The sequence below is a fragment of the Micromonospora deserti genome, from assembly GCF_003236335.1.
GTDB classification, from domain to species: Bacteria; Actinomycetota; Actinomycetes; order Mycobacteriales; family Micromonosporaceae; genus Micromonospora; species Micromonospora deserti.
This window is the reverse complement of record NZ_POUB01000042.1, coordinates 1-16,056: the sequence shown is the minus strand read 5'-3', so window position 1 is coordinate 16,056 and position 16,056 is coordinate 1. Positions and strand designations below refer to the sequence as shown.

The following is a 16,056-nucleotide window of genomic DNA, read 5'->3' as shown; positions in this document are numbered from 1 at the left end:
TCCCTGGGCGATTTGAGTCAGTTGCACCGCTCCAGCAACTGCACCGCGCGCCAACGCGCGACCAGCTTGTCGTACGCCGCCGACGCCTCCTCGGCCTCGCCCCGGGAGAGCCCGGCCAGGCCGGTCGCGACCAGCTCGGGCGAGTCGTCCGCGGCCAACGTCTCGTCCGACAGCAGCTCGACCAGGCCGCCGTAGTCCAGCTCCACCACCGACCGCGGGTGGAACTCCTCCAGCCAGCGGGCCGCCTCTTCGACCGCCTCGGTGATCGGCGCCTCGCCGACCGACTTACGCAGCACCGCCAGGGCCCGCGACGAGCGGCGCCGGGCCTTGGAGATCTCCGTCCGGTAGCGCAGCGCCCGCCGTCCCGGCCGGGTGACGTGGTGCCGCTCCGCCGCGTCGAAGAGGACGAACCAGCGCAGCGGCACGCCCCAGGTGGCGATCTGCTCGTGCAGCCGGGGCACGCCGTGCTCCAGCACCCGTGCCCCGCTGCGCCAGTCCTCCACCACCGCCTTGGCCTGCCCGGCGAGCACCGGCGGGACGAACGCGTCGGCCAGCACCGGCGGCACCCCGTCGCGGGCGCTCAACGCCGCCTCCGCCACCCGGATGCGCAGGTTCCACGGGCAGACCAACAGCGTCTCGTCGGTCTCCAGCACGTACGCCTCGTCCGGCAGGTCGGGCAGCCGGGTCCAGCCGGCGCCGAGCGCCTCGATCACCGACGTCCGCTGCCGGCCGGGCCCCTCCACCGGGGCCACCGCGCGTCCCTGCTCGACGTAGCGCCGCCAGTACGACTGGCGGTCCCGGTCGAAGGCGGTCAACGGCTCGTACACGCGCAGGTATGAAGCGAAGAGCGACGGCACGGCGCGATCCTCCCACGAACGGGAGCCGGGCCGCCGCCGGCACCGCGATCACGCGCGCCGTGGGCGACCGGCCGGCGCGGGCCGATACTAGGCTCAGCGGCACCGGCACCATCCCGCCGGCGTCCCACAGGTCCACGTCCCACAAGGACGCACCCCCACACAGGAGCAAGTCATGGGCGTATTCGCCAGCACCGACGACCCGGAATCGACCGGTCATGAACAGGTCGTGTTCTGCCAGGACAAGCAGACCGGCCTGAAGGCGATCATCGGCATCTACTCCACCGCGCTCGGCCCGGCGCTCGGTGGCACCCGGTTCTACCCGTACGCGAGCGAGGAGGCGGCCCTCGCCGACGTGCTCGACCTGTCCCGCGGCATGGCGTACAAGAACGCCCTGGCCGGTCTGGACCTCGGCGGCGGCAAGGCGGTCATCTGGGGTAACCCCGAGCAGATCAAGAGCGAGGCGCTGCTGCGCGCCTACGGCCGCTTCGTGGAGTCGCTGGCCGGGCGCTACTACACCGCCTGCGATGTCGGCACCTACGTCGCGGACATGGACGTGGTCGCCCGCGAGACGCGGTACGTCACCGGCCGCAGCGTCGAGCACGGCGGCGCCGGTGACTCCTCGATCCTCACCGCCTGGGGCGTGTACCAGGGCATGCGGGCCGCCGCCGGGCACGTCTGGGGCGTCCCGACGCTGCACGGGAAGCGGGTCGGCGTGGCCGGCCTGGGCAAGGTCGGCAAGTACCTCGTCGGCCACCTGCTCGACGACGGCGCCGAGGTGGTCGCGACCGACGTCAACCCGCGGGCCCTGGAGTGGGCGCGCACCACTCATCCGCAGATCGCGCTGGTCGACGACGCCTCCGCGCTGGTCGCCGCCGACATCGACGTGTACGCCCCCTGCGCGCTGGGCGGCGCGCTGAACGACGACACCGTGCCGGCGCTGCGCGCGAAGGTGGTGGCCGGCGCGGCCAACAACCAACTCGCCCACCCGGGCATCGAGAAGCTGCTCGCCGACCGGGGCATCCTCTACGCCCCCGACTACGTGGTGAATGCCGGTGGGGTGATCCAGGTGGCGGACGAGATCGAGGGCTTCAACTTCGAGCGGGCCAAGCTTCGGGCCACCCGAATCTACGACACCACCCGGGAGATCCTCCGGCTCGCCGACGCCGAGGGAGTGCCGCCGGCGGTGGCGGCGGACCGGCTGGCCGAGCGGCGGATGGCCGAGGTCGGCCGGCTGCGTGCGATCCACCTGCGATGAAGCTCACCCCGGGGGCGGAGCCGCCGCTTCCGCCCCCGGGCCACCCGGCGCACGGTACGCCGTTAAGCTGGAGATGGGGCAGATTGGTGGAGCTTTGTCCGGTGTCACGGGCACACCCGGGTTCACTCCTTACCGGGGGTACAATGAGTGACGACTGGCTCACCGCGACGCGCAGAGCCGGTTCACGGTAACCCGAGGTGCCGAACCAGGGCATCCCCATGTACCGTAAGAGCCACGAGAGATGCCTGACGTCATCGGGGCCCGCCTTCGGGCTGCCCCGCATTCTGTGCGAGGGGGTCGAGCCATGGGGCGCGGCCGTGCTAAGGCCAAGCAGACAAAGGTGGCCCGGGAGTTGAAGTACCACTCCCCGAACACCGACCTCGCCGCCTTGCAGCGAGAACTCGGCGGCAGCGGCAAGTCGGACCGCGACTTCGACGACGACTACAAAGAGTATGTCGACGACGATGACGAGGACCACGCGGACGATGACCCGGATTCCTGGGTCCGTCCGACCCGCTGACCCCCGGTCACATCTGAGCACGCGGTAAGCCCCGCGTGCTCACGCATGTGCCCGGCTGGGAGCGGCCCACCGACCGACGATCAAGGACCTGCCCCGCCGGACACCCTCCGGCGGCCCCGGCAGGTCCTTGATCTCGGACGCTCAGCGCGGCCGATTGTTCCAGTTGTAGAACGTCGGGATGTTCTCGAAGTGGTTCCAGGCGCAGACCGCACTGGCCCCGTCACCACCTCCCACCACCTCCGCCCGCAGCCGGCGCGCGTCCTCGGCCTCCCGGAGCAGCGCGGTCAGCCCGGGGGCGGCCTCCCGCACCCGATCGGCGACCGCGTCCGGGGCGGCGACCGCCACGCGCTCAGGCGGCCGGTGACTGGTGGTCTCGGGCATGCTCCAACACTCCCTCAAGTAAGTGGATCTTGCTGTTGCGGCAGTGCGCGGTCTCCGTACCGTCAAAACGCCCCAGCTCGAAGTAACGGTTGGCCGCGTGGCCACCGCCGCAGAAGCCGAAGTAGGGGCAGGAGGCCCGGCACGCCTCGACGCCGGCGAGGAACTCCCCGACCCACGGCGTGCGTTCCGCGCCGGCCAGGATCTCGGCCAGCGGGGTGACCAGCACGTTGCCGCTGCTGAAGTCGCCGTACCGGACGTCGGTGAAGCCGGCCAACTCGGGCGAGAGCACGGTCACCGAGCCGTCGTGGCCGACGGTCGGGATCGGGTCCAGCCGCCGGGGCAGCAGGCCGTCGGCGGTACCCTCCAGCACCGCCCCGGCGTACCGCAGCGACCACTCGACCTCGCGCAGGTGGATCCGGGGCTCCCGGCGCCAGGCCGCCACCAGTTCCGCCCAGAAGGCGGTCACCGCCCGGGCGTCGTGCGAGTTGTCGCGGGTGTTGACTCCCTCGGTCTCCTCGATGTTGATGCCGAGCACGTCGCAGCCAAGGTCGAGGAAGTAGTCGTACAGCTCGGTGGCCAGGCCCGGCTCCGGGTAACTCACCACCGCCAGGGCCGAGAACGGCAGCCCGTGTCGGCGCAGCGCCGCGACGCCGCGCAGGATGCGGTCGTACGCCGGCCGGCCCGCCCTGGTGACCCGGTCGCCGTTGCGCTCCCGCGGCCCGTCCACGCTGACGCTCACCCGCACTCCGTGCTCGGCGAAGAACGCGCACCAGGCGTCGTCGATCAGCGTGGCGTTGGTCTGCACATGGTGCTCGACCTCGGGGCCGAAGGGCGCCAGCAGCGCGGCCAGGTGCTCCCGGCCGGCCGCGAGGGGCTCGCCGCCATGCCACACCACGGAAAACCGGCCGGCCGCCGCCCACCGGTTCACCGAGGCGGCCACCGCCTCGGCCACCGGCACCGGCATCCGCCGGTCGGCCGCGCGAAACGGCAGGTAGCAGTACGCGCAGTCCAGGTTGCAGAGGGTGGTGGGCTGCATGACGACGTACGACGGAACGGTGGCCAAGCCACGCATTCCGCTGAACAGCTGTCCCCGAGCAGCCATCGCCCTCCTCCGCAGCGCTGAGGGTGCCCTTCAGGCTAGGCGGCGACGGCCACTCGGGTGAAGCCCTGATCAGGTGCCCGTACGATCACCGGAGAGTGATCAACCCCGGGTGTGCTGGCCAATCATCTGCACGTTGCCGGAGCCCTCGATGATCTCGCCGGCCTGCCAGGCGTCGACGCCGCGCCCGGTCAGGGTCGCCAGCGCGCGGTCGGCGTCCTCCGCGGACACGATCGCGAACATCCCGACGCCCATGTTGAAGGTCGCCTCCATCTCCACGTCCTCGATCCGGCCCTTGGACTGGATCAGGTCGAAGACCGGCTGCGGCTTCCAGGTGGAACGGTTGACCACCGCGTCGACGTGCTCGGGCAGAATCCGGACCAGGTTGCCGGGGATGCCGCCGCCGGTGACGTGGGCCAGCGCCCGCACCTCGGCCTCGGCGATCAGCTTGAGGCAGTCCTGCGCGTAGATCTTGGTCGGGGTGAGCAGTTCCTCGCCGAGGGTCCGCTGCCGGCCGAAGTCGTCGATGACGACGTCCAGGCGCATCCGGCCGGCGCCCAGCAGCACGTGGCGGACCAGGGAGTAGCCGTTGGAGTGCAGGCCGGAGGAGCGCATGGCGATCACCACGTCGCCCACCTCGACCCGCTCCGAGCTCAGGATCTCGCTCTCCTCCACCACGCCCACGCCGGTGGCGGAGATGTCGTACTCGTCCGGTCGGAGCACGCCCGGGTGCTCCGCGGTCTCCCCGCCGAGCAGCGCGCAGCCGGCGTACCGGCAGCCGTCGGCGATGCCGGCGCCGATCTCGGCGACCTTGTCCGGCACGACCTCGCCGGTGGCGATGTAGTCGAGCAGGAACAGCGGCTCCGCGCCGCAGGCGACCAGGTCGTCGACGACCATCGCGACCAGGTCGATGCCGACCGTGTCGTGGATGTCCATCTGCTGGGCGATCACCAGCTTGGTGCCCACGCCGTCCGTGGAGGAGGCGAGGATCGGGTTCTGGTACTTCCCGGTGTCCAGCCGGAACAGGCCGGCGAAGCCACCCAGGTCGCCCATCACCTCCGGCCGCCGGGTCTGGCGCACCTTGGACTTCAGCAGCTCGACCGCGCGGTCGCCCGCCTCAATCGACACGCCGGCGTCCGCGTACGAGACCGAGCGTTTGCGCGCCGGACGGCCGGTGCCGGCCGTCCAGGGCTGGCGGTCGCCGCCAGCGCCGGTCGGGCTGCTTCCTGCGCCGCTGCGCTCGGACACGTGCGTCACGGTTCTCCCCTTTGTGGTTCTGGCGCCGCACCGGCGGTGACCGGCCGCGCCCGGCGGTGCTACGGGCGGTGTGAGGTTGCGCCGCCCGGAGTGGCGACGAGCGGAAGGGCGGTGCGGTCCGGGGTGGCGGGCGGCATGTTGGCCACCCGTCGTCCCACCCCTTCGAGCACGTGCTTGCCGATCAGGTTGTCGGCAGGCAGCTCGATCGGGTACTCCCCATCGAAGCACGCGCGGCACAGCCGGGTCTTCGGCTGCTCGGTCGCGGCGATCAGGCCGGGCAGCGAGACGTAGCCCAGCGTGTCGGCGCCGATCGAACGCCGGATGCCGTCGTTGTCCAGCCCGTTGGCCAGCAACTCGGCGCGGGTGGCGAAGTCGATGCCGTAGAAGCACGGCCACCTGACCGGCGGGGAGGAGATGCGGACGTGCACCTCCAGCGCGCCGGCCTCGCGCAGCATCCGGACGATGGCCCGCTGGGTGTTGCCGCGCACGATCGAGTCGTCGACCACCACCAGCCGCTTGCCCCGGACGTTCTCCCGCAGCGGGTTGAGCTTCAGCCGGATGCCGAGCTGGCGGAGGGTCTGCGACGGCTGGATAAAGGTGCGCCCGACGTACGGGTTCTTCATCAGGCCCGCGCCGTAGGTGATCCCCGACTCCGCGGCGTACCCGATCGCGGCGGGCGTGCCCGACTCGGGCACCGGGATCACCAGATCGGCCTCGACCGGGTGCTCCTTGGCCAACTGCCGGCCGATCTGCACCCGGGCGGCGTGCACGTTACGGCCGGCGATGGTGGCGTCCGGGCGGGCGATGTAGACGTACTCGAAGAGGCAGCCCTTCGGCTCCGGCACCGCGAAGCGGGTCGACCGGAGCCCGTCCTCGTCGATGGCGATCAGCTCGCCGGGCTCCACCTCGCGGACCACGCTCGCACCGACGATGTCCAGCGCGGCGGTCTCGCTCGCGACCACCCAGCCGCGCTCCAGCCGGCCCAGCACCAGCGGACGGACCCCGTGCGGGTCGCGGGCCGCGTAGAGCGTCGACTCGTCCATGAACACGAAGCTGAACGCACCGCGCAGCCGCGGCAGCACCTCCAGGGCGGCCGCCTCGACGGAGAGGTCGGGGCGACTGGCCAGCAGCATGGTCACCAGGGAGGTGTCGTTGGTCGAGCCGTCGGCGACGAGCCCGCGCTCGACGACCTCGCGCTGGAGCTCCGCCGGGTTGACCAGGTTGCCGTTGTGGGCCAGCGCGATGGTAATGCCGGAGCTGGTCGACCGGATGGTCGGCTGGGCATTCTCCCAGGTCGAGCCGCCGGTGGTGGAGTAGCGGGCGTGCCCGATCGCGACGTGGCCGCGGAGGCTGGCCAGGGTCGGCTCGTCGAAGACCTGGGCGACCAGGCCGAGATCCTTGTAGACCACCACGCCGGAGCCGTCGCTGACCGCGATGCCCGCCGCCTCCTGGCCGCGGTGCTGTAGGGCGTAAAGCCCGAAGTAGGTCAGATTGGCGACCTCCTCCCCCGGAGCCCAGACGCCGAAGACGCCACAGGCGTCCTGGGGGCCGGGTCGTTGGGGATCAAGGTCGTGGCTCAGCCGGCCATCGCCTCGGGGCACCTGCCGCTCCCTCATGCTGGTCTGGACCGGCCGGGCGGATCACGGGGGCGATCCGTACCACTCGACCGGGACCACTGTCGTCGCCTGACAGTGTACGCGAATCAGTGTCGATACAGAAAGTCACGATACGGCTGCGAGATGTAGTTGATCGGTCGGCGTACTCGCAGCTAGAGGGGCAGGTACTCACCGAGATCCGCCCGGACTCCGCTCACCCGCACGCGACCCTCGGTTACCGCCTCCGCCCAGTCGAGCCGCCCGGTGGCCACCGCCAACCAGGTCACCGGATCCGTCTCGACCACGTTCGGTGGCGTACCGCGGGTGTGTCGGGGACCAGGAACGCACTGAACTGCACCGTAAGGTGGGACACGCACCTCCACCGATCGGCCGGGGGCGCGCTCCGCGAGGGCGGTCAAGAGGGTACGGACCGCATCTCGGAGGACCGGTCGGTCGGGCGTACGCCCCTCGTCGAGCGCCGACAACGCCGCCGTGACCACGGCGGACTTAATGTGCGGAGAGGACACGACGGGACGATACGACCCGAGCACACGGCGCCTCACGCTGGCCCTGGGTCGCGCTGATCCGGTCAGACAAGGCATAGTTGCCGACGGCGTATTCGTACCGTGATGATCCCCGGCCCGGCGCCCGCCGGCCGAGGGAAGTCAGTCCGGAAGGCGGTGGACGTGTCAACACACCGACGTGCCTGGAAGCAGCGGGCCGGTGTGGTCGTGGCGCTGGTTGTCGGCGCCCTGCTCGCCGTCCCCGCCACACCAGCCCTCGCCGCCCCGAGCGTCAACAACGTCTCGGCCTCGCCGAGTTCCGTCGAGGCGGGCAAGACCACCACGGTCAGCTACTCGCTCGACTTCGAAGACGATGCCGAGCCCGCCGACGTCACGGTCAGCTCGAACAACTCGAAGCTGAGCTGTGTCGACGGGTGCAGCCGCAGCCGGGTCAACGCCGACGGCAACTTCCAGGCGACCTTCCGGCTGGCCGCCGACGCGTCGAACGGCTCGGCCACCATCACCGTCAAGGCGGCCGACTCGAACGGCGGCGTGCTGAGGGACGAGAAGCAGGCCCAGACGACTGTCACGCTCGTCGCGAAGCCGGCGGCCCCGCAGACCGTCCGCTCGGTGTCCGGCAAGGTCGTCGTCCAGGCCAGCGGTGAGTCGGTGCCGAACGCCGTGGTCATCCTCCAGGACGGCGCCGGCAAGAAGATCGACACGGTCAGCGACGGCAGCGGCAACTACCGCTTCACCGGCACCAGCGACAAGCCGATCGCGCCGGGCCGGCTCACCGTCGGCGCCAGCTTCGACGGCGTGGTGGCCACCAAGGGCTTCGACGCGAGCGCCGGGCAGAGCATCACCGGCCAGCGGCTCGCCCTGGCGCTGAAGACCGAGGTCACCCCGAGCCCCACCCCCTCGGCCAGCGAGGAGGCCGTGCCGACCGAGGAACCGACCGAGGAGGTCGCCGAGGAGACCGGCGAGGCGACGCCGGGCGCGGCGGCCAACGCCAGCAACGAGGACTCCGGGGGCTTCGGCTCCTGGCTGGTCATCCTGCTCGGCGGTCTGCTCGTCGCCGCGGGCGTCGGCACCATCGTGCTGCTCTGGATGCGCCGCAAGGAGGGCGCCGACGAGGCCGACGAGGACGCTCCGGCGGGCGCCGCGGCGGCTGGTGCCGTGCCGGCTCAGGGCGCGTACCGGGGCGCGGACGACCAGACCCGGGTGGTCAACCGGGTCGGCGCCGGCCCGGCCCCGACGATGGTCGGGGGTGCCGCGCTCAGCGATGCCCCGACGATGATGCACCGCCCGGTGGTCGACGACGTGCCGCCGGATCCGTACGGCGCCCCGCCGCAGCCGTACGGCGCGCCCGGCGCGCAGCAGGGCTGGGCCGGCAACGGCTACGGCGACGAGCCGGGCGGCTACGGCACCCCCCCGGCCTCCGGCGGCGGCTACGGCAGCCACGACTACGGTGCGCCGGCCGGTGCGGCGGGCGCCGCGGGCTACGGCGAGCGGTACGACGAGCCGACCGGCCGCTACACCGGCGACGCCACCCAGTACCCGGCTCCGGCGGACCCCTACGCCACCGGCGTCTACCAGCCCGAGGGACAGGGCTACGGCAGCCAGGGCGAACCCGCACCGTACGGCGGCCAGGGCGAACCCGCACCGTACGGCGGCCAGGGCGAACCCGCACCGTACGGCGGCCAGGGCGAACCCGCACCGTACGGCGGGCGGGGTGGGGAGCCGACCGGCGGCTACGACCGGCGGGGCGGCTACGGCCAGCCCGCCGGGTACGACGACCGCGGCTACGGGCAGGGCGGCTACGGCCAGGAACCTCCGCAACCGGGCGGCTACGGGCAGGAACCCCCGCAGCGGGGCGGTTACGGGCAGGAACCCCCGCAACCGGGCGGCTACGGCCAGGAACCCCCGCAGCGGGGCGGCTACGACCAGCCCGGTGGCTACGACCAGCCCGCCGGGTACGACCGCGGCTACGGGCAGGGCGGCTACGGCCAGGAACCCCCACAGCAGCGCGGCGGCTACGACCAGGGCGGCTACGGGCAGCAGGGCGGCTACGGCGACCCGGCGCAGGCCGGCCGCGGCCGGCCGGACGGCCCGGCGCAGCAGGACCGGGGTGGTCGCCGACTGGACTGGCTGGACGACTGACGAACCGGCCCGGGCCGCACTCGCCGCCTCGGGCCCGTTGCGGCGACCACGTGCGGGGTTGTCCGGTAATTCCGGACAACCCCGCGCCGCTGTGGCCCTCCTCCGACGACGAGCCCGACGTGCCCCAGCGCCCGCCCGCTACCCGCGGTAGCCTTGCCCGCGCCGACCACGCCACGATCGGCTCGGCTTCCACATCCCGCGGGTGTCCCCGACCGCCCCGGGCACGCATGGGCGCACGCCCCGGTCCAACCCCGCCACCTACACCGGCGTGTGTGGGACACGTTCGCTCCGTCACCCCAGCGCGGGACGGGACCGAGGATTCCGGTCAGGCGGCGGAGAAGACGCCCTGACGAAGCACCGGGACCACGGTCGACACGCCCACCCGGACGGCGACCTCCACGTCCTCGGCGAAACCGCCCTCGACGAGTTCCCGGCCGGACACGCTGCCCCGGACCGCCGCCGGGAGGTCCGGGGTGCTGGCCAGGGCGGCGAGCGCCACCGCCGCCTCGACGGAGAGACCGCCGGGCACCCCGGAGAGGGCGTCCAGGACGCTGGCCGCCCCGAGCTGGTCCTCCACCGACGGGCGCAGCGACCCGTCCGGCCAGCGCTCGCCGGAGGCGATCACGCCGATCGGGGCGCCCGTCGAGCCGTACCCCTGGAGGCGCAGCCAGCGCCCGACGGCGCGGGCGTTGCGCAGGCAGGCCGCGACCACCGGCAGCCCGGTGGCGCTGGCGGCGGCGCTGATCGCCGAGCCGTTCGGCGAGGGCAGCACCAGGTCGGCGACAGCCGGTGCGGAGCTCAGCGCCGCCGGGGAGAGCGACCACGGGTGTTCCGGGGTGGTCCGCCGACGGCCCACCGCGGCGACCGCCCCGACCCGCCGCGCGTAGTCGGCCGCCTGCTCGCCCCACGGGAACGGGTGCACCCGCATGCCGCGCGCCACCGCGACCTCCACGGCGGTGGTGAACGACAGCACGTCCACCACCACCAGCACCGCGCAGACCCGGCCGAGCTCGGCCGCCCCCGCCAGCCCCCAGTCGAACCGGGCGCCGGCGCCGGGCTGGGCATGAACGGCGGCGGCCAACGCCTCAGCGCTGATCGGAGGCGGCGGGCTGGCCGGTTTCACCGGAGTCGCGGTCGGACGCCTCGCCCGACCCGGTGGGCCCGGCGGCCTCGCCGGACGCATCCGGCCGGGCAGCCCCGGCCGACGCGGTGGAGGTGACCTTGGCGGGGGCAGGCGGCTCGGTGGCCACGGCGGGAGCCGCCGCCTCCCCGGTCGCCTGCGCCACCGGCACCGCCTCGACGGCGCCGGCCTCACCGGCGGCCGGGGCCGGCACGTCGACGACCTCGGCACCACCGAAGAGACGCGGCAGGGTCGCGCTGTGCGCGGCGTGCAGCTCGTCCAGGCCGATCCGGAACTGGCCGTGCACCTCCAGTGCGCCGCCCGCGGGATCGGTCACACCGATCAGCTCGAACGGCACCCCGCGCTCGGCGCACAGCGCGGCGAACGCCTTCTCGTGGCCGCGCGGCACCGAGACCAGCACCCGCCCGGCGGACTCGCTGAACAGGTAGACGAACGGCATGGAGCCGCCGGCGAACCGCTCCGGCACGGCGATCCGGGCGCCCACGCCGCGCCGCAGGCAGGACTCGACCAGGGTCTGCGCCAGACCGCCGTCGGACAGGTCGTGCGCCGAGCTGAGGTGCCCGACCCGGGCGGCCTCCGCCATCAGCTCGCCCAGCGCCTTCTCGCCGGCCAGGTCGACCTGCGGGGGAACGCCACCGAGGTGCTCGTGGGTGACCCAGGCCCACTCGGAGCCGGAGAGTTCCACGTGCGTCTCGCCCAGCAGGTACAGCTGGTCGTGGTCGCCACCGGAGCGCGGCACGAAGCCCATCGGCACCCGTTCGGCCACGTCGTCGAGCACACCGAGCACGCCGACCACCGGCGTCGGGTGGATCGCCGCCGCCCCGGTCTGGTTGTAGAAGCTGACGTTGCCGCCGGTCACCGGGATGCCCAGCTCGGCGCAGCCGTCGGCCAGGCCGCGGACGGCCTCGGCGAACTGCCACATCACGCCCGGGTCCTCCGGAGAGCCGAAGTTGAGGCAGTTGGTGACCGCGATCGGCTTCGCGCCGGTCGCCGCCACGTTCCGGTACGCCTCGGCCAGCGCGAGCTTGGTGCCGTGGTACGGGTCGAGGCGCGCGTACCGGCCATTGCCGTCGACCGACAGCGCCACGCCCAGGCCGGTCCGCTCGTCGATCCGGATCACGCCGGCGTCCTCCGGCTGGGCGAGCACCGTGTTGCCCAGCACGTACCGGTCGTACTGCTCGGTGACCCAGGTCTTGTCGGCCAGGTTCGGCGAGGCGATCATGCGCAGCACGGTCTCGCGCAGCGCCTCCGGGTCGGCCGGCCGGGGCAGCGTCTCGGCCCGGTCGGCCTGGAGCAGGATCAGGTCGGCCGGCTCGCGCATCGGGCGGGCGTAGACCGGCCCGTCGTCGACGAGCGAGCCCGGCGGCACGTCGACCACCAGCTGATCGCGCCAGGTGATCAGCAGCCGGCCCGGACGGCCGTCCGGCTCCGGCGGGGTGACCTCGCCGATGGCGGTGGCGAGCACGCCCCACTTCTCGGCGGTCTTGAGCACCGCGTCGAGCTTGTCCGGCTCGACGACCAGCAGCATCCGCTCCTGCGACTCGCTGGCCAGGATCTCGTGCGGCTCCATCGAGGGCTCGCGCAGCGGCACCCGCTCCAGCCAGACCCGCATGCCGGTGCCGGCCGCGGCGGCGGTCTCGGTGAGCGCGCAGGTCAGCCCGGCGCCGCCGAGATCCTGGATGCCGACGACGAGCTGGCCGTCGTAGAGCTCCAGGCACGCCTCGATCAGCAGCTTCTCGGTGAACGGATCGCCGACCTGCACCGACGGGCGGCGCTGCTCGCTGCCCTCGTCAAAGGTGGCGCTGGCCAGCACCGACACGCCGCCGATGCCGTCACGGCCGGTCTTGGCGCCCATCAGCACCACGACGTTGCCCGGGCCGGCAGCGGCCTTGTTCTGCAGGCGGTCTACCGGCAGCACGCCGAGGCAGAGCGCGTTGACCAGCGGGTTGCCCTGGTAGCAGGGGTCGAAGACCACCTCGCCGCCGATGTTGGGCAGGCCGAGGCAGTTGCCGTAGCCGCCGACGCCGGCAACCACCCCGGGCAGCACCCGGGCGGTGTCGGGGTGATCGGCGGCGCCGAAGCGCAGCGGGTCCATCACCGCGACCGGGCGGGCGCCCATCGCCAGGATGTCCCGGACGATGCCGCCGACGCCGGTGGCCGCGCCCTGGTACGGCTCGACGAAGCTCGGGTGGTTGTGCGACTCGACCTTGAAGGTGACCGCCAGCTCGTCGGAGACGCGTACCACGCCGGCGTTCTCGCCGATGCCGGCAAGCAGCCGGTCGCTCGGCGGGGCCTTCTCGCCGAACTGGCGCAGGTGCACCTTGCTCGACTTGTACGAGCAGTGCTCGCTCCACATGATCGAGTACATCGCCAGCTCGGCCTGGGTGGGCCGCCGGCCGAGGATGTGCCGGATCCGGTCGTACTCGTCGTCGCGGAGCCCGAGCTCGGCGTACGGCTGCAGCTCACCTGGGGTGCCCCCGGCGCGCGGCACGGTGTCCACGCCGTCGGCCCAGTCGGCGGCCGCCGGGTCGGCGTGCCGGACCGGCGCGGCCGGCGGCACGACGGCGGCCGGACGCGGCTCCACCGGCTGCGCCGGGGCGGCCGGGACGGCCTCCGGGGTCTCCCGTACCTCGTCCGGGTGGGTGGTCATGACCTCTCCTCGCTGCGCTCAAAGCCGCCCGTCGGGCGGGTGAGCCGACCGATGATGCCGCCGCGCACGGTCACGCCGGCGCCCCCACCAGGTGCTTGAGCACCGAGGTGAAGAAGCCGAGGCCGTCCAGGGAGGGGCCGGTGAGCGCCTCCACCGCGTGCTCGGGATGCGGCATGATGCCGACCACGTTGCCGGCGGAACTGGTGATCGCGGCGATGTCGCGCTGCGACCCGTTCGGGTTGCCGCCGACGTAGCGGGCGACCACCCGACCCTCGGCTTCGAGCTGGTCGAGCGTCGCGGGGTCGGCGACGTAGCAGCCCTCGCCGTTCTTGACCGGGATGAGCACCTCCTGGCCGGGCTGGAACGCGTTGGTCCAGGCGGTGCCGACCGACTCGATGCGCAGGATCTGGTCCCGGTTGCGGAAGTGCAGGTGCTGGTTGCGGGTGAGCGCCCCCGGCAGCAGGTGCGCCTCGCAGAGGATCTGGAAGCCGTTGCAGATGCCGAGCACCGGCAGGCCACCTCGGGCCGCGTCGACGATCGTCTCCATCACCGGGGCGAACCGGGCGATGGCGCCACAGCGCAGGTAGTCGCCGTAGGAGAAGCCGCCGGGCAGGACGACCGCGTCCACCCCGTGCAGCTCCGGGTCACCGTGCCAGAGGCGGACCGGCTCGGCGCCGGCGATCCGGACGGCCCGGGCCGCGTCCCCGTCGTCGAGCGAGCCGGGGAAGGTGACCACTCCGACCCGCGCGGTCACGGTCGCGCGCCCGCGGTCTCGTCGGCCTCGACCAGGCGGACGGTGAAGTCCTCGATGACCGGGTTGGCGAGCAGCTGGTCGGCGATCTCCCGGGCCCGGTCCAGGTCCGGTTCACCGGTGAACTCGATCTCGATCCGCCTGCCGATCCGGACCGAGGCGACGTCGCTGACGCCGAGCCGGGGCAGCGCGTTTGCGACGGCCTGGCCCTGCGGATCGAGGATCTCGGGCTTGAGCATGACGTCGACGACGACGCGAGGCACTGGGCACTCCTGACTGTGTACGCAGTTGGGTGCCGACCCACAACGGGCGAGCGCAGCCAGCCTACCTGGCAGGTAGCGCCTGGGCCGCACCGGCCGACCGCGGTTCAGGCAGTGATCGACATTATCGGTGCGGAGCCCGGGGGACCGATGCCGAGTCGTTGCGATCCCGATGCGCGTTCGTTGCCGGGCGACCCGTTTCGCCCGGTTCGGGCCACCCCGCTGGCGCTCCGCGCCGACGACCGCCCGGCGCGACCAATAACATCGATTAATTCCGATGGGGCTCTTGTGAACGACATCTCAGGGCCCTACCGTACATCGTCGGACGTCAATGAGAGTCCCCGGTCGGCGAGCCACCCCCGCCCGCCGACCGGCAGGCCGGACCCGGCTAACCCGGGTCCACCCGCAAAAGGAGCCCCCCACCATGCGCATCCGATCCCTGGTCGCGGTCGTCGCCACCGCCGCGGCCACCCTGCTCGGCGCCAGCTCCGGCGCCGTCGCCGCCCCGGCCGGGCCGCAGCCCATCATCGGCGGCGGCACCGTCTCGTCGGCACCGTGGGCCGCCGCGGTCTTCAGCAACGGCTCGTTCACCTGCTCCGGCACGATCATCGCGCCGGAGTGGGTGCTCACCGCCCGGCACTGCCTCGGCGGCTCGATGTCCGTCCGGGTCGGCAGCGTCTACCGCTCCTCCGGTGGGGTCACCCGGACCGTCAGCGCCACCTACGGCCGCTACGACCTGGCCCTGATGCGGCTGTCCAGCTCGGTGAGCACCTCGTACGTCACGCTGGCCACCAGCAACCCGCCGATCAACTCCACCAACACGATCTACGGCTGGGGCATGACCTGCTACAGCGGCTGCTCAGCCTCCAGCCAGCTCAAGACCGCCTCGGTCCGGGTCACCAGCAACAGCGCCACCGACGCGTACGGCGGCCAGGCGATCCGGAGCACCGAGATCACCGGCAACGCCTGGCGGGGCGACTCGGGCGGCCCGCAGTTCTACAACGGCCGGCAGGTCGGCGTCGCCTCCACCGCCGACGGAGTCAGCATCCAGAACTACGGCAGTGTCGCGTACAACCGGGCCTGGATCACCTCCGTGGCCGGTGTCTGACGGTCAGTGCCGTGCGCGGCGTGGATGGCCGGCCCCGCGCCGGCCGTCCGCGCCGCGTGGTTTTTCAGCATCCGATCAGGTGAACAACCCTCATCAACACCCCCGGCCGGCCCTGCCAGCATCAAAACCGTGCTGGTCGTGACGACGGAGCAACTACCCGGGTACGAGATCCGCCAAATCCTGGGCGAAGTGGTGTCATCGATGGCCAGGACCCGGAACCCCTACCGCGAGGGGGTCAAGAACCTGCGCGGTGGCGCGTACGACCCGATGGCGCCGGACAACCTCACCCGGTGGCGTACCGACTCGGTGGCCCGACTCGGCGAGGAGGCCCGCCGCCTCGGCGCGAACGCCGTGGTGGGGATGCGCTTCGACAGCCGCGACTGCGGCGAGATGTGGATGGAGATCTGCGCGTACGGCACAGCGGTGATCGTGGCGCCCAAGGTCCCCGACGTCATGCCCCCCGACCAGCCCCTGGTCGCCGCGGAGACCGCCCACGAGCCGGAGATCACCGAGGTCCCC

At 72.8% G+C, this 16,056-nt stretch carries 15 protein-coding genes; 5 read left to right on the top strand and 10 right to left on the bottom strand.

The genetic code is table 11. The features are described 5' to 3' along the window. Positions 1–17: 17 nt before the first annotated feature. Positions 18–857 carry a DUF8083 family protein gene (locus tag C1I99_RS09295; protein ID WP_111133803.1) on the bottom strand — a complete coding sequence of 280 codons (840 nt, stop codon included), beginning with the start codon at positions 855–857 and terminating at the stop codon, positions 18–20. A gap of 172 nt (positions 858–1,029) precedes the next feature. Here C1I99_RS09295 and C1I99_RS09290 point away from each other — a divergent pair, with 172 nt between their 5' ends. Further along, on the top strand, positions 1,030–2,112 hold the full coding sequence (locus C1I99_RS09290) for a Glu/Leu/Phe/Val family dehydrogenase (protein WP_111133802.1): 1,083 nt from the start codon (positions 1,030–1,032) through the stop codon (positions 2,110–2,112). Between the two features lie 304 nt (positions 2,113–2,416). Next, on the top strand, positions 2,417–2,632 hold the full coding sequence (locus tag C1I99_RS09285) for a DUF3073 domain-containing protein (RefSeq protein WP_111133801.1): 216 nt from the start codon (positions 2,417–2,419) through the stop codon (positions 2,630–2,632). Between the two features lie 141 nt (positions 2,633–2,773). Here the strand turns inward: C1I99_RS09285 and amcA are convergent, their stop codons facing one another. The 5 genes from amcA to C1I99_RS09260 form a co-directional block, all read right to left on the bottom strand. Then, positions 2,774–3,013 carry a multiple cyclophane-containing RiPP AmcA gene (gene amcA, locus C1I99_RS09280; protein ID WP_111133800.1) on the bottom strand — a complete coding sequence of 80 codons (240 nt, stop codon included), beginning with the start codon at positions 3,011–3,013 and terminating at the stop codon, positions 2,774–2,776. Beyond that, positions 2,982–4,085, bottom strand: a complete 1,104-nt coding sequence (gene amcB / locus C1I99_RS09275; RefSeq protein WP_325049201.1) for a cyclophane-forming radical SAM peptide maturase AmcB — start codon at positions 4,083–4,085, stop codon at positions 2,982–2,984. The genes amcA and amcB overlap by 32 nt, the downstream gene beginning before the upstream one ends. A 129-nt stretch (positions 4,086–4,214) precedes the next feature. Then, complete coding sequence (purM, locus tag C1I99_RS09270) at positions 4,215–5,369, bottom strand: phosphoribosylformylglycinamidine cyclo-ligase (protein ID WP_111133798.1); 1,155 nt, start codon at positions 5,367–5,369, stop codon at positions 4,215–4,217. Between the two features lie 59 nt (positions 5,370–5,428). Beyond that, entirely contained in the window at positions 5,429–6,970 is a 1,542-nt protein-coding gene (gene purF, locus C1I99_RS09265) for an amidophosphoribosyltransferase (protein ID WP_111133820.1), read from the bottom strand. A gap of 167 nt (positions 6,971–7,137) precedes the next feature. Further along, a complete protein-coding gene (locus tag C1I99_RS09260; RefSeq protein ID WP_111133819.1) occupies positions 7,138–7,491 on the bottom strand; it encodes a sterol carrier family protein in 354 nt (117 codons plus the stop codon). 102 nt (positions 7,492–7,593) lie between these two features. On the opposite strand from C1I99_RS09260, the gene C1I99_RS09255 reads away from it, so the two are divergent. Beyond that, entirely contained in the window at positions 7,594–9,627 is a 2,034-nt protein-coding gene (locus tag C1I99_RS09255; protein ID WP_111133797.1) for a carboxypeptidase-like regulatory domain-containing protein, read from the top strand. Between the two features lie 325 nt (positions 9,628–9,952). Here the strand turns inward: C1I99_RS09255 and C1I99_RS09250 are convergent, their stop codons facing one another. From C1I99_RS09250 to purS, 4 genes are all read right to left on the bottom strand, one after another. Further along, entirely contained in the window at positions 9,953–10,708 is a 756-nt protein-coding gene (locus tag C1I99_RS09250; protein WP_111133818.1) for a 2-phosphosulfolactate phosphatase, read from the bottom strand. Positions 10,709–10,712: 4 nt separating this feature from the next. Beyond that, positions 10,713–13,418 carry a phosphoribosylformylglycinamidine synthase subunit PurL gene (purL, locus tag C1I99_RS09245; protein WP_111133796.1) on the bottom strand — a complete coding sequence of 902 codons (2,706 nt, stop codon included), beginning with the start codon at positions 13,416–13,418 and terminating at the stop codon, positions 10,713–10,715. A gap of 70 nt (positions 13,419–13,488) precedes the next feature. Further along, the gene (gene purQ / locus C1I99_RS09240) at positions 13,489–14,172 is read right to left on the bottom strand and encodes a phosphoribosylformylglycinamidine synthase subunit PurQ (protein WP_111133795.1); all 684 of its coding nucleotides are present in this window, start codon (positions 14,170–14,172) and stop codon (positions 13,489–13,491) included. Further along, on the bottom strand, positions 14,169–14,432 hold the full coding sequence (purS, locus tag C1I99_RS09235) for a phosphoribosylformylglycinamidine synthase subunit PurS (RefSeq protein WP_111133794.1): 264 nt from the start codon (positions 14,430–14,432) through the stop codon (positions 14,169–14,171). Before purS ends, purQ begins: the two co-directional genes overlap by 4 nt. Positions 14,433–14,853: 421 nt before the next feature. On the opposite strand from purS, the gene C1I99_RS09230 reads away from it, so the two are divergent. Together C1I99_RS09230 and C1I99_RS09225 are read left to right on the top strand one after the other, a co-directional pair. Beyond that, complete coding sequence (locus tag C1I99_RS09230) at positions 14,854–15,537, top strand: S1 family peptidase (RefSeq protein WP_111133793.1); 684 nt, start codon at positions 14,854–14,856, stop codon at positions 15,535–15,537. A gap of 24 nt (positions 15,538–15,561) precedes the next feature. Beyond that, on the top strand, positions 15,562–16,056 hold a 495-nt coding region (locus C1I99_RS09225), incomplete at its 3' end, for a YbjQ family protein (protein ID WP_111133817.1).